Genomic DNA, 14,124 nt, shown 5'->3' on the forward strand with positions numbered 1-14,124 from the left:
TCATGACCGCGAACACCCAGGCGACCGCCACGGACGGCGAACGCTCCTCCCTGCTGAAGCTGTACCTCGGCCGTGGCGTCCTGGCCGTGGCCTGGGCCGTGGCCTTCGCCGGGGCCCATGACACCCTCGGCGCGGCGGCGATCACCCTGCTGGTCGTCTACCCGCTGATCGACGCGGTGTCCTCGCTGATCGACCACCGCGCCCTCCCGGCGGGATCGGAACGCAACGTCACGGCGTTCAACGGGGTGCTCAGCACCCTCGCCGCCGTCGCGGTGGGCGTGGCGGGGGCCGGCGGAGTGGCGGCGGTGCTCGCCACGTTCGGCGCCTGGGCGGTCGTCTCCGGAGTCGCCCAGGTGATCGTCGGCCTGCGGCGGCGCGGCCCCGAGCTGGGCAAGCAGTGGCCGATGCTGATCGCGGGCGGCCTGTCGGTCCTGGTCGGCGCCTTCTACGTCATCCAGGCCGCGGGCGAGAACCCCTCGCTCGACGTGCTGTCCGTCTACGCCACGGGCGGCGGCGTGTTCTTCATCGCCCAGGCCGGGCTGCTGGCCTGGAAGGCCCGCCAGCTGCGGACCCGGACGGCCTGACCCCGTACGGGTGACAAGCCCCTGACGGGGCGTCACCCGACTCACACGCCTCGGCCCGCACCGTACGCACGGTGCGGGCCGAGGCGTTCCGGCGTTCCCCGCGGACTTCTCTTCCCTGTTCCCTTCGGCGTCCGGCGTTCCCCTTGCGTTCCCTGCCGGCCGTCCTGCGCTCGCCCTCCCGGCCGTCCTTCCGGCGGCCGGACCCGGATCGTCCGGCCCCGGGTCAGGCCTTGCGGTAGCGCACCGGCAGGGACAGCACGCCGCGCATCATCCCGGACGGGATCCAGGCCAGTGACTCGGCGGGCACGGCGAGTTCCAGGCGGGGCAGGCGGGCCAGCAGCGTGCGCAGGGCGATGGCCGCCTCCAGGCGGGCCAGCGGGGCGCCCAGGCAGTGGTGGATGCCGTGGCCGAACGACAGGTGCCGCGCGGCGGGCCGGGTCACGTCGAGGACCGCGGGATCACCGCCGTCGGGCAGGGGGATGTCGTGACCGGCGGAGCCGAGGGCCACCGCGACGATGCCGCCCCGGGGGATGCGCACACCGCCGAGTTCGAGGTCCTCGGCCGCGTACCGGTTCGAGGAACGCTCCACGGAGGTGTCGTGGCGCAGGAACTCCTCCACCGCGCCCGGCACGAGGTCGGGGCGCTCGCGCAGCGTCGCGAGCTGGTCGGGCCGGCGCAGCAGGGAGAGCAGGGCGTTGCCCAGGAGGTTGACGGTGGTCTCGTGGCCGGCGACGACCAGCAGGATCGCGGTGCCGACGAGTTCGTCCTCGGAGAGCCGGCCGTCGTCCTCGTCGCGGACGGCGACGAGGGCGGAGAGCAGGTCGTCCCCCGGAGCGTTCCGCTTGTCCTCGATGAGCCCGCGCAGCAGCGTGTGCAGTCCCGCCAGCGCGGCACGGTGCCCAGGGTCGGTCACCTGGAGCGCGAGGGTGGACCAGCGGCGGAAGTCCTCGCGGTGCTCCGGCGGTACGCCGAGCAGCTCGGCGATCACCGTGACCGGCAGGGGAGCGGTGAACGCCTCCACGAGGTCCGTCTCGCCGGACGGCGAGAGCGCGTCGAGCAGATCGTTCGCGATCTGCTCGACGCGCGGGGCGAGTCCGGCGGTACGGCGCGGGGTGAAGGCGCTGGAGACGAGGCGGCGCAACCGGGTGTGCCGGGGCGGATCGGACTCCAGCATCTGTGCGCCGAGGCCGACCTGGGGCCGGTGGAAGACGAAACCGGCCGCCTCCAGGATCGGGGCGGCCGGTGTGGCGTCCTTGCGCAGTGCCGGGTGGGTCAGGGCCGTACGGGCCAGGTCGTGTCCGACGACCAGCCAGCCGTCCAGTCCCGGGGCGAACCGCACCGGGTGGATGGGGCCCAGGGCCCGCAGCCGTGCGTAGTGACGTGGTGCGTCCGCCTTGAACTCGGGGCTGAGCACCACCCGGCCGTCGGCTTGGGGGACTTCCCGGGCCTGCGTCGTCATACGTCTCTCCTTGTGCCGGACTCCTGTGGGTTCACCGGCAACACGGAGGGCGCGGCGGGGAAGGTTCACCGCGGGCGGGCCGGGGCGGGCCCGCCGTGGGCGGTCAGTCGTCGCCCTGGAGCAGGGACAGGACACGCAGCGCCTCCAGGTAGATCCACACCAGGGTCAGCGTGAGTCCGAAGGCCGCCAGCCACGACTCCTCGCGCGGGGCACCGTAGGCGACCGCGTCCTCGATCTGCTTGAAGTCCAGGGCCAGGAAGGCGGCGCCCAGCAGGATGCCGGCGATGCCGAAGACCACGCCGAGAGCACCGCTGTCGAAGCCGAGGCCGTGCCCGGCGCCGAAGGCGGAGAAGAGCAGGTCGGCCGCCATCAGCAGGAGGAAACCGGTGGCCGCCGCGAGGACGAAGCCGTAGAAGCGGCGGGTGACGCGGATCCAGCGCATCCGGTAGGCGATCAGCACACCGGCCGAGACCGCGAAGGTGCCCAGCACCGCCTGGACGACGACACCCGGGGAGATGTACGTCGACGTGGCACTGGAGATGACCCCGAGGAAGACACCCTCGAAGGCCGCGTAACCGAGGATCAGCGCCGGGGCGGGCCTGCGCTTGAAGGTCTGCACGAGCGACAGGACGAAGGCGACGAGCGCGGCGCCGGCGGCGATGCCGTAGGAACGGCCGATGCCGGCCTCGTCGACGGGGAGCAGGACCCAGGAGAGCACGGCCGCCAGGGCGACGGTGCCGAGCGTCCCGGCCGTGCGGACCACGACGTCGTCCAGTGCCATCGAGGTGTGGGCGGCGGAGGTGTCCTTGGCGGGGGAGAAGTCACCGCCGGCGGCGTACGGGTTGCCCGTCCACTCGTCGGCAGGGGGTGTGCCGGCCGCGGTGCCGACCGCGGCGGCGATCGGCTGCGGACGCGCTTGCCGCGCTGCCGGGTCCTGGCCGCCGCCCTCGCGGCGGAAACCCCTGCGGGAGAAGATCGGGTTGCTGGTCCTCATGTCGGTGTCCTCCTCGTGTGCCGTACGGGCGGCGGGTGTGCCGGGTACGGCGGCCTTTCCTTGCGTCACCACTCTGACAGGTGACGCAAGGAAAGGCAAGGGATGTCACCGGTCTGACTGGTTATTTTCCGGTGCGGTGCGGAAGGCGGCACCACGTGAACGCCGTGCCGCCCGCCAGAAGTTGTCGTAGGTCCGCTTGAGGAGCTCCGCGGCCCGGCACGTACGGCCGTCCTCCGCGCAGCGCGCACAGGTGCGCAGGTGTGTCTCGTAGGAGACGCGCGCCTCGTCGAGGAAGTCCCGGCCCGCTCGCACGTCCTTCTCGTCCTCCGCCGGGCCGCTCACAGGGCGGAGACTTCGAGGACGGCGGAGGCGAACGCGTCGGGCCGCTCCTGGGGCAGGTTGTGGCCGGCGCCCTGGATCACGTGGTGCACGCGGGGACCCGTGAAGTGGGCGGCGGACGAGGTGCCGTCGGTCCACGGGACGACGCCGTCCGCCGCGCCGTCGAGGGTGACGGCCGGCACCGTGACCGGCGGCAGACCGGCCAGTCTGCGTTCGATGTCCGCGTACCGGGGGTCGCCGGGAGCCGCGCCGAGCCGGTGGCGGTAGCTGTGGATCACGATGTCGACGTAGTCGGGATTGGTCCACAAGGTGGCGGCCTCGTCGAGTTCGGCCTCGGTGAACCGCCACTCGGGGGAGTTGCGGTGCCAGACCACGCGGGCGAGTTCCTTGCGGTTCTGCTCCAGGCCGGCCCGGCCGCGCTCGGTGAGGAAGTAGAAGAAGTACCAGTACCCCGACTCGACGGAGGGGGCCAGCGGCGTCTGCGCGGCGGCGATGTCCTGGACGAGGTAGCTGTTCACGGAGACCAGGCCGGCGCAGCGCCGCGGCCACAGCGCCGCGGCGACGTCGGCGGCCCGCCCGCCCCAGTCGTAACCGGCGAGGACGGCCCGGCGGACCCCCAGCGCGTCCATGAAGGCCACCAGGTCCGCGCCGAGCGCGCCCTGCTGCCCGGAGCGGAACGTGTCCCGGCGCAGGAAGCGGGTCCCGCCGTGGCCGCGCAGATAGGGCACGTAGCAGCGGTGGCCCTGGCGGACCAGCGCGGGGACGACCTCGGCGTAGGAGCCGACGGGGCTGAACGGCCAGCCGTGCAGGAGGATCACCGGGGCGCCGCCGGCCGGACCCGCGACGTGGTACGCGATGTCCAGCACGTCCGTACGCACATGCCGTACCGGGCCGAGCGCCGACGAGGTGTGTGTTCCGGCCCCGGCGTCGGCGGGGGTCCGCGCGCCGGGGGCGGTCTGCGCGGTGGCGGTCTGTGCGGCGGCGGCACGGCCGGCCGCCGGTACGATCCCCGCCCCGGACGCTGCCGTGGCCAGGATCCGGGTGAGCCTGCGTCTGCTGATCATTGTGCGCCCTCCTGACATATGTCCTCCTGGGAAACAGAGAGCTGCCCCGCTCCGGAAGGCATGGCAAGCAGGGAGCGGGGCAGCGGGGTCCGGGCGCGCGCAGAGCCGTGTGCCGCGCCCGGGTGCGGTCGGCGTGCCCGGCAGTTGGCCGCCGACCGCGGCGGCTCGGTGTGGAGTCCCAGGCACCGGCCGCACCTGTCGCGCTCCGACACAGAGGTGTACGGCGGAGCGCGCAGGATCCTGGAGATGGCCGCCATCGCTTCGGGGGAAGTGAGCGAAGGCGGCCATCCCGTGACCCCGCCGCCAGGCCAGCCAATTGATCACCATGGCGGCGGGGGGTCTCTATATGGCTCAACGGACCTGGTACCGGGCGGGGTTCACGTCAGGGGCAAGAAAAACCCGGTGATGATGAGCCCGGCTCACGGACGGGGCCGTCGGCCGTGAGCCGGGTGGGGCCTACAGGCCTAGATCGGCGGCCAGGCAGTTGAAGCGCACCTCCGGGTCGTAGGCGCCGTCCGGGGTGTTCCGCGGGCTCGCCTGCTTCTCCTCGACCATGTCGGCGTAGGAGATGCGCTCGGGGAGCCTGCCGAACCGCGCCTGACGGGCCGCGGCCGCACTGTCCACCGTGATCTTGATGTTCATCCTCGACCTCCGCTGGGTTCCGCGGCGGATGGTTCCGTCGTGTCCGGATGCCAGGAGTCTGACATCGTCCCGAGTCACCTGTCAAGGTGGTGACGCATGTCTCGGTGTGTGCGGAAGGTTTCCGCGAGGCCGCACCGTACTGTGGTGGTGAAACACGTGTCCCCACACCCACGTGTCCCCATGTCGTACGGAGGTTTCCCGTGTCCTCGGTTCCCGAGCAGGTGTCCGTCTCTCCCGACCCGGTGCCCGATCCGGTACTGCGGCTCGGCTCCAGTCCGGCCGCCGCTCTCGAGGCCGCCGCCTGGGCCATGGCCGCCTTCGTCGGTACCCTGCGGGACGCACTGGACACCCCGCTCATGGAGGTGCTCGCCGCCGACCCGCAGCGCACCGCCGTCCTGGAGAGCGCGGGGCTGGTGCGCCCGGACGGCACCGGGTTCACCGTGCACCCGTCACTGGTGCCGGCCGACGGGCCCACGGCGCGCAGCGCGGTCCAGGCGCGGCTGAGCGCGCTGCGCCAGGCGGTGTCCGCCGCGGCCGGCCCGGACGGCCCGAGCGGCCTGGACGGCTCGGCGCACGGCGGCTGGGCCGCGCAGAGCGACGAGGTGCTGCTGAACCAGGGCCGGGCCTCGGCCGCCACCGGCCGGGCCCTGGCCGGCAAGGTCGTGCCGCGGCTCACCGGGCTGCCGGAGCGGCTGGCCGCGCCGGGCGGCCGGATCCTCGACGTCGGCACCGGTGTGGCGGCACTCGCCACCGTCCTCGCCGAACGCTTCCCGCAGGCCCGGGTGGACGGCATCGACGTACTGGCCCGGGCGCTGGGCCTGGCCCGGGCGGAACTGGCCGCGGTGCCCGCGGCGGTGGCGGACCGGATCACCCTGCGCCGGCAGGACGTCGCGGAGCTGGCGGAGCGGGACGCCTACGAACTGGTCTGGCTGCCCGCGCCGTTCGTGTCCGAGCAGGCCCTCGCATCCGCGCTGCCCCGCCTCGCCGCAGCCCTGGTGCCCGGCGGCTGGCTGGTGGCGGGCACCAACCCGGCCTCCGGGGAACCGCTGCTGCGGTCCGTCGGCCGGTGGGTCGCGGTACGCAACGGCGGCAACTCCTACGACACCGCGGCGATGACGGCGGCCGTCGAGTCCGCCGGGCTGGGGCAGATCCGCACCTTCCCCACGGTTCCCGGTGGCCCGGTGCTGGTCGCGGCCAGGCGCCCGCCCGTGTGAGCCGGGCCGCCTCCCTCCTTAGTGGACCGATAAGTCCACTGATGTGGGATGATGGAGCGCATGAACAAGGGAATGACAGCCAAGGGCGCGGCGACGCGGATGCGCATCGTGGTCGCCGCCGCACTGCTGATCAGGGAGAAGGGCGCGGCGGACACGACCCTCGACGACGTGCGCGCGGCGACGTCCACGAGCAAGAGCCAGCTGTTCCACTACTTCCCGAACGGCCGGGCCGACATGCTCGTGGCCGTGGCGCAGCACGAGGCGGACGAGGTGCTCCAGGCGCAGCAGCCGTACCTGGACGACCTGTCGAGCTGGGAGGCCTGGCAGAAGTGGAGCCGGGCCGTGCTCGAGCACTACACGGAGCTGGGGCAGCGCTGTCCGCTGGGCAGCCTCACGACCGAGCTGGGGAAGTCCTCGCCCGAGGCGCGCGCGGTGGTCACGGGTCTGTTCGAGGCCTGGGAGGCGGCTCTGTCGCGCGGTGTCGAGGCGATGCTCCCGGGGGACGGCTCGGCGGCCGAGCGGGCCCGCGTCGTCCTCACCGCCGTGCAGGGCGGGGTCCTGATGCTCCAGACCACCGGCCGTACCGACTACCTCGAAGCGGCCCTCGCCGCCGCGATCGAGCCGCTGCGGGCGCGGGCGGGCGTACGCGGCTGAGCGGCACGGGCCGAGCTGCATCGGCTGAGCGGCGCCGGATGCGCGGCGCCCGGGTGCGGAGCGCCGGTCGCGCGCCGTGGGCGGGCGACCGGCGGGCGGCGGGGACGCGGCGCGTCACCCGGCGTCCAGCAGCTCCTGTGCCGCCCGCCGCAGCGTCGCCGCCGCGTCCTGCTGCCGGTCCAGGTGTCCGCCCGCCATGGCGCCGTCCCTCAGCAGGACCAGGCTCCGTGCCGGCCGGTCGGGCTCAGGATGTCCGGCGTCGCTCACGACATCGCGCAGGACGCCCCGGAACCACTCCCTGTGCTCCGCCACACACCTGCGCACGGGGTGTTCCGGATCCGGGTACTCCGCCGCCGCGTTGAGGAAGCCGCAGCCGCGGAAGCCCGGCCCGTCGACGGTCTCGCCGATCATGGCCATGATGCCCAGCAGGGCGTCCCGGCCCCGGTGCACGGCGAGGACGGCCGCCACGGCGTGCCTGACCCGCGCGTCCCGCTCCTGGAGACAGGCGAGGACCAGGCCCTCCTTGCCCGCGAAGTGGCGGTAGAAGGTCGCCCTGGTGACCTCGGCCTCCGCGATCAGCTGCTCGACGCCCACGGTGCGGATGCCGCGCGTGTAGAACAGCCGGCCCGCGGTGCTCAGCAGCCGCTCCCGGGGACGGGGCTTCTCGGTGGCGCCCGATGTCATGGCCACAGGGTACAGAGCAGCGGGTGCGGGGACGGTCCCCCGGCCGGCGGGGCCGCCGGGTCAGTAGGTGGTCACGAGCGGCTTCGTCTCGTCGACGACGTAGGTCGAGAGCATCATCGTCGTCACGGTTCCCACGTTGAGGGCGTTGTGGATGGCGCCCGAGGGGATGAAGAACGGGTCTCCGGTGCGCAGTCGCAGGGCGGGCGCGTCGTCGAACTCCATCAGTACGTCACCGCGGACGATGTAGCCGACCTCCACACCGGGGTGGCTGTGCCGGCCCGACTGCTTGTGCCGGGGGATCTGCACGAGGGTCTGTACGGCTGCCCAGCCCGGGGCGGGTGAGGGGTGCTGCTGGAGCAGGGTGCGGGTGACACCCGCGGTCGGGTCCGCGGGGTCGACCGGGCCGGCCGGGTGGTCGTGGGGGAGCGGCGGGGCCGCGGCGGCCTGCTGGGCGGAGGTGAGCGCGGCGATGCCGAAGGCACCGGCGGCGGCTGCTCCACCGGTACGGATGAGAGCGCGACGGTCGAACATGTTCATTCCCTCGGGTCGGCGGAGAAGGGGCGGAGAAGGGCCGTAGGACGGCGGGCGGCGGGCGCGAGAAGAGGCAGAACGACCAGGGGAGACGAAGGAAGACGGAGAAGGACCAGGTAGGAAAGAACGGTCGTTCCGACATCGAGAGAATACGTGTTCTCCCTTCATGCCGCGCAAGAGCACGATCCGGCCACACCGGCGGTGTCCGGTCGAGCTCAGGCCGCTGCCTCCGGGCCGGATCGGTCCGGCCTGGACGCGATGTCCCGCACGGTGGGCTTCCGTGCCGCTGCCTCCCGCACAGTCGCCTCCCGTGCCGCTGTCTCCCGCACGGTCTCCTCCCGCGCCGCGGGCTGCTGTCCGGCGTACGCCCTCTCCAGGGCCTGCCGCCACGACACCACGGTCGGGTTGCGGCGCAGCAGGGCCCTGCGCTCGCGTTCCGTCATGCCGCCCCACACGCCGTGCTCCATCCGCCGGTCCAGCGCGTAGGACAGGCACTCCATGCGCACGGGGCAGCGGTAGCACACGCTCTTCGCCCCGTTCTGCGCGGCGCCCTCGGCGAACATCTGCTCGGCGCTCCCGCGGCACGCTCCCCTGACAGCCCACTCCATTGCGGCCTCACCTCATGGCTCGTCCATGCGCGCACTAGGCACATGTTTCTGTGGTGCAGATATGTGTGACCCTAACGCAGATATGGTGGGACCGGACGCCAGGCGATTGACCGGATTTCGCTGGTCGTTGTGGCTTTCGCGGTCCCTGTGAGTGTGTTCCGTGCCGGGTGACCGTCCCTGCCCCTCGATTGACCGGACTTTTGCCGTCTGATTAGTCTGACCGACAAGGGTGACTTTCCGGCCACTCTGGATGACGTGCACCCTTTGGTGTGCTTACGCTGCTCGACGTGTGCGGGTTCGAGGGGGAGGAAGGCGGCCATGCGGCACAACCGCCGCTCGGGGGCACAGCGAAGAGACCGGTTCTCCGCCCAGGTCCGCGCCGCGCGAGGCGGTGCGGACGCGGGATCGCGGAGCCGGTCCGGCGGGGAAGGGAGTGGGGCGCCGTGAAGTCGCTCGTCACCATGATCGGACGGGACGACGAGCGGGCCCGGCTGGCCGGTCTCGTCACCGCCGCCGCGGGACAGGCACTCGTCCTGCGGGGGGAGTCGGGGGTCGGCAAGAGCGCCCTGCTCGACCATGTCGCCGCCCTGGCGGCGGATCAGGGGCACGAGGTGATCCGGGCCGCCGGGGTCGAGGCGGAGTCGGATCTCCCGTTCGCCGGGCTGCACCAGATCCTCTATCCCCTGCTGCCCCACATCGAGGCCCTGGACGAGGGCCACCGGGCCGTCTTCGACGCCGTGTTCGGGCAGACCGAGGGCAGGCCGCCCTCCGTCATGACCCTCGGCATCGCCGTGCTCGACCTGCTCTCCCTCGCCGCCTCGCAGAAGCCGCTGCTGGTGGTCCTGGACGACGGCCAGTGGCTCGACGCCTCCAGCGCCGACGTGTGCGGATTCGCGGGACGCCGGCTCACCGGCAGCTCGGTGAAGCTGCTGATCGCCCTGCGCTCCGACGTCCCCTCGCGCTTCGACACGGCCGCACTGCCCGAGGAACCGGTCCCGGCGCTCACGCAGACGGCCTCCGAAGAACTCCTGGACGCCTGCCACCCCGGGCTGGACACACATGTCCGCCGAATCGTCCTCGACCAGGCCCGGGGCAATCCGCTGGCCCTGCTCGAACTGCCCCCCTTCCTCGGCGGCGACCGGACCGGCCGGGGGCCGGCGGGCACCTTCGCCTTCCAGAGCATCCCGCTGCCCCGGCGCCTCCAGCACGTCTACGGCACACGTGTCGAAGCCCTCGGTGACGCCGTGCGCCAGGAACTGCTGCGCGGCGCGCTCGACGGAGTCGGCACCTCGGCGGCCGCGCACACCCCGGTGCGGCGCTACCGCATGCGCGACGCCGACGAGGCGGTGGCGGCCGGGCTCCTGCAGACGGACGCGGCCGGCGGCGACTTCGTCTTCCGCCATCCGCTCGTGCGCTCCACCGTGGTCCAGCTGGCCACCCCCAACCAGCGGCGGGCCGCCCACGCGGACCTCGCCCGCATCCACCACGACGACGTCGAGCGCCGGGCCGCCCACCTCGCGGCGGCGGCGATCGACCCCGACGAGGAGGTCGCAGCCGCCCTGGAGGCCGCGGCGGACTCGGCGACCAGGCGCGGCGCGGCGGTGACGGCGGTGGCCTGGCTGACCCGTGCCGCGGAGCTGAGCGAGAGCCACGACGGCCGCTCCCGCAGACTCAGCAACGCGGCGTTCACGGCCGGGTACGCGGGGCTGCTGGACCAGGCGCAGCAGCTCCTGCACGCCGAGCTGCCCACCGGTCGCAACGAGAGCCCCTCGTCGGTGGCCACCGCCGCCTACATGTCGTGGTACGAGGACGGGGACGTGCGGTCCTCACGGCGCCAGGTCGCCGCCGCCATCGAGAAGCTGCGCGCGAACGGGGGTCGCGAGGCCCCCGAGATCCTGCTGCGGCTGGTGAACCTGCTGCTCGGGATCGAGCAGTACGCGGGCGAGCCGGATTCGTGGCGGCGGACGCGCGAACTGCTCGACTCCCTGGGCGACCTGGTGACGGAGCGCTCGCTGATCTACCGCGACGCCTGGGGCGACGTCGTCCTGCACGGCGCCGGCCTGGCCGGACGCGTGGAGCGGGCCCTCGCCGACCTCTCCGAGCTGGAGCCCTGGGACGTGATGCGCCTGGCCGTCTGCGCCTACCACGTGGACATCCTCAGCCAGTACCGCCCGCACCTCCAGCGCATCGTCGAGCGGGAGCTGGAGACGGGCGCCATGGGGGTCGGGATGACCATGCTGCACCTGATCATGCTCGACCAGATGGCGATGGGCGAGTGGGACGAGGCGGAACGCACCGGTCAGCGCGGCCTTGACCTGATGGGGTCCCACGGGTACACGCTGCTGGCCCAGCAGACCCGGGCCTATCTGGCGCTGGTCGCCGCGCAGCGGGGCCGGGCCGAGCAGGCCCGTGAACTCCAGGCCATGGTCGACGCCTGGGCGCGCCCGCGCGGTATCGGCTTCCTGACCCAGCTCGCCGACGCCGCCGGTACCGCGGCGGCCCTGAGCGAAGGTGACTACGAGGCCGCCTACCTGCACGCCATCGGCATCACCTCGCCGGGCACGTTCACGCCGTACGGGCACCAGGCCGCGCGCACCCTGCTAGACCTGGTCGAGGCCGCGGTGCACACCGGCCGCTCCGAGCAGGCCAGGCGGCACGCGGTGGCCGCGCGGGAGGCGGGACTGCCCGCCGTCTCGCCCCGGCTGGCCATGATCACCTACGGGGCACTCGCGATGACGGCCACGGACGAGACGGAGGTCGCCGAGATGTACGAGCGGGCCGAGACCCATCCGGCCACCGCCCACTTCCCGTTCGAGGCGGCCCGGATCCGGCTCGCCCACGGCATCCGGCTGCGGCACACCCAGGGGCCCAAGGCCGCGCGCCGGCTCCTGACCACGGCGGCCGAGACGTTCGAACGGCTCGGTGCGGCGACCTGGACGGAACGGGCCCGCGCCGAGCTGCGCGCCTCGGGTGTCTCCGCGCGCGCCGCGTCCGCGCACCTGTCCACGCTCACCTGGCAGGAGCGCCGGATCGCCGACCTCGCCGCGAGCGGGCTGACCAACAAGGAGATCGGCGAGCGGATGCACCTGTCGCCGCGCACCGTCAGCTCCCATCTGTACCGGGTGTTCCCCAAGCTCGGCATCACCTCGCGCGCCGCGCTGCGGGACGCGCTCGGCAAGGCCCAGGAGACCGTGGAGAGCTGAGCCGCGCACCGCGCCGCTCCGGCCGGGGCGGGCAGGCCCCGGGGGCCGGCTGCTCACCGGACCGGTCCGGGTACGGGGGCCGGCTGTTCCTCGGTCCGGTCGGGTACGGGGGCCGGCTGCTCACCGGGCGGTCCCGTCCGGGCACGGGGCCGGCCGGTCACCGGACCGGCCCGCCCGCGTGGATCCCCTGCCCGGCGAGCCAGTCGAGGACGTGGTCGGCGACCGCCCGCCAGCCGCTGTCCACGGTCAGGGTGTGGCCGCGGTCGGCGAACTGCTTCAGGTCGCTCACCGCCACCGAGTCGCCGTACAGCTTGTAGGCGGCCCGGGTCAGGGAGTCGGGCACCACCTGGTCCTCCTGCCCCGAGATCAGCAGCAGCGGCCCGCGCGCGGCGTTGCCGACGTCGGCGACGCTGCGGGGGTGCGGGGCCGACCCGCCGCGGCCGAGATCGGCGAGCAGTCGGCGGGGCGCCGGGACGACGTACCGGTCGTAGAGCCGGGCGGACTCCTCCGCGCCGACGGTGTTGGCGAAGACGTGCCGGAACTCCTCGGGCGACAGGGGCACCGCAGTGTCGTCGTACGCCGCCGTGCCGCCGTCGGCCGTGGTGTCGCGGTACGTCGCTGGGTGGCCGGATGCCGCCGCCGCTCCGGCGTAGGCCGTCGTGCTGTCGTAGGCCGTCGTGTCGCCGTACGGCGCTGTGCCGGCGGCCGGCACCGTGCCGCCGTCGGCCGCACCCGCCGCATCCGAGGCAGCCACCGCACCCGCCGTACCCGGCGCACCGGCCGCACCCTCCCCGCCCGCCGCACCGGTCGTGCCCAGGGGCCCGGGCCGGCCCCGGCCGGGCTGGGGTGCCACGTTCGCGATCGGGGCCGGCGCGACGGCCACCGCCGCCCGGCCCAGACCGCGGCCCAGGAGGTGCTGCACGACGAGACCGCCCACCGAGTGCCCGATGAGCACGGGCGGTTCGTCGAAGGACGCCGCGAGACGTCCGAAGTGGTCCGTGAGGGCGTCGAGGCCGAGACCGCGCAGCACGTCGGGGCGGCGGCGCGCCTCGCGCACCGAGTCGGGCTCGCCCGGCCAGCCCGGTGCCCACACCGTGAAGCCCCTGCTGGTGAAACGCTCGGCCCACGCCTCCCAGGACAGCGCGTGGAACCACGCTCCGTGGACGAAGACGACGGGGGTACTGTTCACAGCTGGGTCCTCCGAACGGGGAGCGGACATCCGGCACCGGCATGCGGGCGACCGTCCAAGCATCGTTCAGGCCGCCGGACGGCCGGAACAGTCGAATGACTTAATGTTCTCCGCCGCCCGGCCGGGGGCCGGGCCCCGGCCGCCGCGCGGGCACCGAAGTCCAGGCCTGTTCCGCCTCCGGTGCCACCGGCGCCGCCCGGGTCGCGCGAGCGCCCGGCAGGTCCCGCCGCGGACGCCCCGCCGTCTCTCACCGTCAAGTGACTGATGTGCCCGAGCGGCGACCGGGGCGAGAGTGAAGGCCGCCAGCCCCCGCTTCACGGAAGGACTTTTCGTCATGAGCGGCGATCACCACGACGTGCGGACCCAGCACACCGCATCCGCGACCCCGTCCGGACCGGTCCCACAGAGCCTGCCCCTGCTCCGCCTGGACATCCACCGGATGCTGGACATGATGGAGTGGCAGGAGATCCGGGCCGAGTTCTCGTACGACCCGGACTCGCCGCTGGTCGTCACCGTCACCTTCCTCATCGAGGGCGGACCCCGTGCCACCTGGCGCATCGGCCGCGACCTGCTCTACCAGGGCCTCCATTCGATGAGCGGTGTCGGTGACATCCAGGTGTGGCCCTCACACCTGGAGGAGCGGGCGACGGCCTGGCTGCAGCTCATGTCGAAGGACGTGGGAGCCCTCTTCGAGCTTCCCGTCCCGCCGCTGGCGGAATGGCTCGACGGCACCTACCGGCTCGTCCCGGCCGGTACGGAGACGAGCCGGCTGGATCTGGACACCTTTCTCGCGGGTCTGCTCGACGGTCCCGAAGTGCCGTCCGACTGACCCCGGGAGATAATGAGTCACCTATTTGACTGGTGACGAAGCTTGTGTGACAGTCATCGCGCAGATCCCGCGGTGATCCCACGAACGAGCCTCGGCCGCCGATTCCCGTGCCTGCCGGCGCGGCGGGCGG

Annotated in this window: 14 protein-coding genes; 5 read left to right on the top strand and 9 right to left on the bottom strand. The window is 73.4% G+C overall.

Annotated elements, in window-relative coordinates:
- Positions 1-2 precede the first annotated feature (2 nt).
- The gene (locus IG64_RS13120; protein ID WP_037855244.1) at positions 3-584 is read left to right on the top strand and encodes a DUF308 domain-containing protein; all 582 of its coding nucleotides are present in this window, start codon (positions 3-5) and stop codon (positions 582-584) included.
- A gap of 223 nt (positions 585-807) precedes the next feature.
- On the opposite strand, the gene IG64_RS13125 is transcribed toward IG64_RS13120, so the two are convergent.
- The 5 genes from IG64_RS13125 to IG64_RS13145 all read right to left on the bottom strand — a co-directional run bounded on the left by IG64_RS13125 (position 808) and on the right by IG64_RS13145 (position 5,082).
- A complete protein-coding gene (locus IG64_RS13125) occupies positions 808-2,043 on the bottom strand; it encodes a cytochrome P450 family protein (RefSeq protein WP_037855245.1) in 1,236 nt (411 codons plus the stop codon).
- Positions 2,044-2,146: 103 nt separating this feature from the next.
- Positions 2,147-3,037 carry a Bax inhibitor-1/YccA family protein gene (locus tag IG64_RS13130; protein WP_037855247.1) on the bottom strand — a complete coding sequence of 297 codons (891 nt, stop codon included), beginning with the start codon at positions 3,035-3,037 and terminating at the stop codon, positions 2,147-2,149.
- Between the two features lie 105 nt (positions 3,038-3,142).
- On the bottom strand, positions 3,143-3,379 hold the full coding sequence (locus IG64_RS13135; protein WP_037855249.1) for a hypothetical protein: 237 nt from the start codon (positions 3,377-3,379) through the stop codon (positions 3,143-3,145).
- Positions 3,376-4,440, bottom strand: a complete 1,065-nt coding sequence (locus tag IG64_RS13140; protein ID WP_037855251.1) for an alpha/beta fold hydrolase — start codon at positions 4,438-4,440, stop codon at positions 3,376-3,378. The genes IG64_RS13135 and IG64_RS13140 overlap by 4 nt, the downstream gene beginning before the upstream one ends.
- A 456-nt stretch (positions 4,441-4,896) precedes the next feature.
- On the bottom strand, positions 4,897-5,082 hold the full coding sequence (locus tag IG64_RS13145; RefSeq protein ID WP_037855253.1) for a hypothetical protein: 186 nt from the start codon (positions 5,080-5,082) through the stop codon (positions 4,897-4,899).
- Positions 5,083-5,282: 200 nt separating this feature from the next.
- Here IG64_RS13145 and IG64_RS13150 point away from each other — a divergent pair, with 200 nt between their 5' ends.
- Both IG64_RS13150 and IG64_RS13155 read left to right on the top strand, forming a co-directional pair.
- Positions 5,283-6,296 carry an SAM-dependent methyltransferase gene (locus IG64_RS13150; RefSeq protein WP_234438499.1) on the top strand — a complete coding sequence of 338 codons (1,014 nt, stop codon included), beginning with the start codon at positions 5,283-5,285 and terminating at the stop codon, positions 6,294-6,296.
- A 60-nt stretch (positions 6,297-6,356) separates the two neighbouring features.
- Positions 6,357-6,950 (top strand): TetR/AcrR family transcriptional regulator, encoded by a 594-nt coding sequence (locus IG64_RS13155; RefSeq protein WP_037855566.1) that lies wholly within the window; start codon positions 6,357-6,359, stop codon positions 6,948-6,950.
- Between the two features lie 114 nt (positions 6,951-7,064).
- On the opposite strand, the gene IG64_RS13160 is transcribed toward IG64_RS13155, so the two are convergent.
- The 3 genes from IG64_RS13160 to IG64_RS43075 all read right to left on the bottom strand — a co-directional run bounded on the left by IG64_RS13160 (position 7,065) and on the right by IG64_RS43075 (position 8,773).
- Entirely contained in the window at positions 7,065-7,634 is a 570-nt protein-coding gene (locus IG64_RS13160; RefSeq protein ID WP_037855255.1) for a TetR/AcrR family transcriptional regulator, read from the bottom strand.
- Between the two features lie 60 nt (positions 7,635-7,694).
- Positions 7,695-8,165, bottom strand: coding sequence for a cupin domain-containing protein (locus IG64_RS13165; protein WP_037855257.1), 471 nt, complete (start codon positions 8,163-8,165; stop codon positions 7,695-7,697).
- Positions 8,166-8,380: 215 nt separating this feature from the next.
- Complete coding sequence (locus IG64_RS43075; protein WP_051812804.1) at positions 8,381-8,773, bottom strand: WhiB family transcriptional regulator; 393 nt, start codon at positions 8,771-8,773, stop codon at positions 8,381-8,383.
- 461 nt (positions 8,774-9,234) lie between these two features.
- Between IG64_RS43075 and IG64_RS13175 the strand changes: the two genes are divergently transcribed.
- Positions 9,235-11,976 (top strand): helix-turn-helix transcriptional regulator, encoded by a 2,742-nt coding sequence (locus IG64_RS13175; protein WP_037855569.1) that lies wholly within the window; start codon positions 9,235-9,237, stop codon positions 11,974-11,976.
- 157 nt (positions 11,977-12,133) lie between these two features.
- On the opposite strand, the gene IG64_RS38730 is transcribed toward IG64_RS13175, so the two are convergent.
- Positions 12,134-13,165: an alpha/beta hydrolase gene (locus IG64_RS38730; protein WP_037855259.1), complete on the bottom strand. Its 1,032-nt coding sequence runs from the start codon at positions 13,163-13,165 to the stop codon at positions 12,134-12,136.
- 334 nt (positions 13,166-13,499) lie between these two features.
- Here IG64_RS38730 and IG64_RS13185 point away from each other — a divergent pair, with 334 nt between their 5' ends.
- Complete coding sequence (locus IG64_RS13185) at positions 13,500-13,994, top strand: SsgA family sporulation/cell division regulator (protein ID WP_037855260.1); 495 nt, start codon at positions 13,500-13,502, stop codon at positions 13,992-13,994.
- The last annotated feature ends 130 nt before the right edge of the window (positions 13,995-14,124 follow it).

Source organism: Streptomyces sp. NRRL S-340 (assembly GCF_000720185.1).
Taxonomy (GTDB): domain Bacteria; phylum Actinomycetota; class Actinomycetes; order Streptomycetales; family Streptomycetaceae; genus Streptomyces.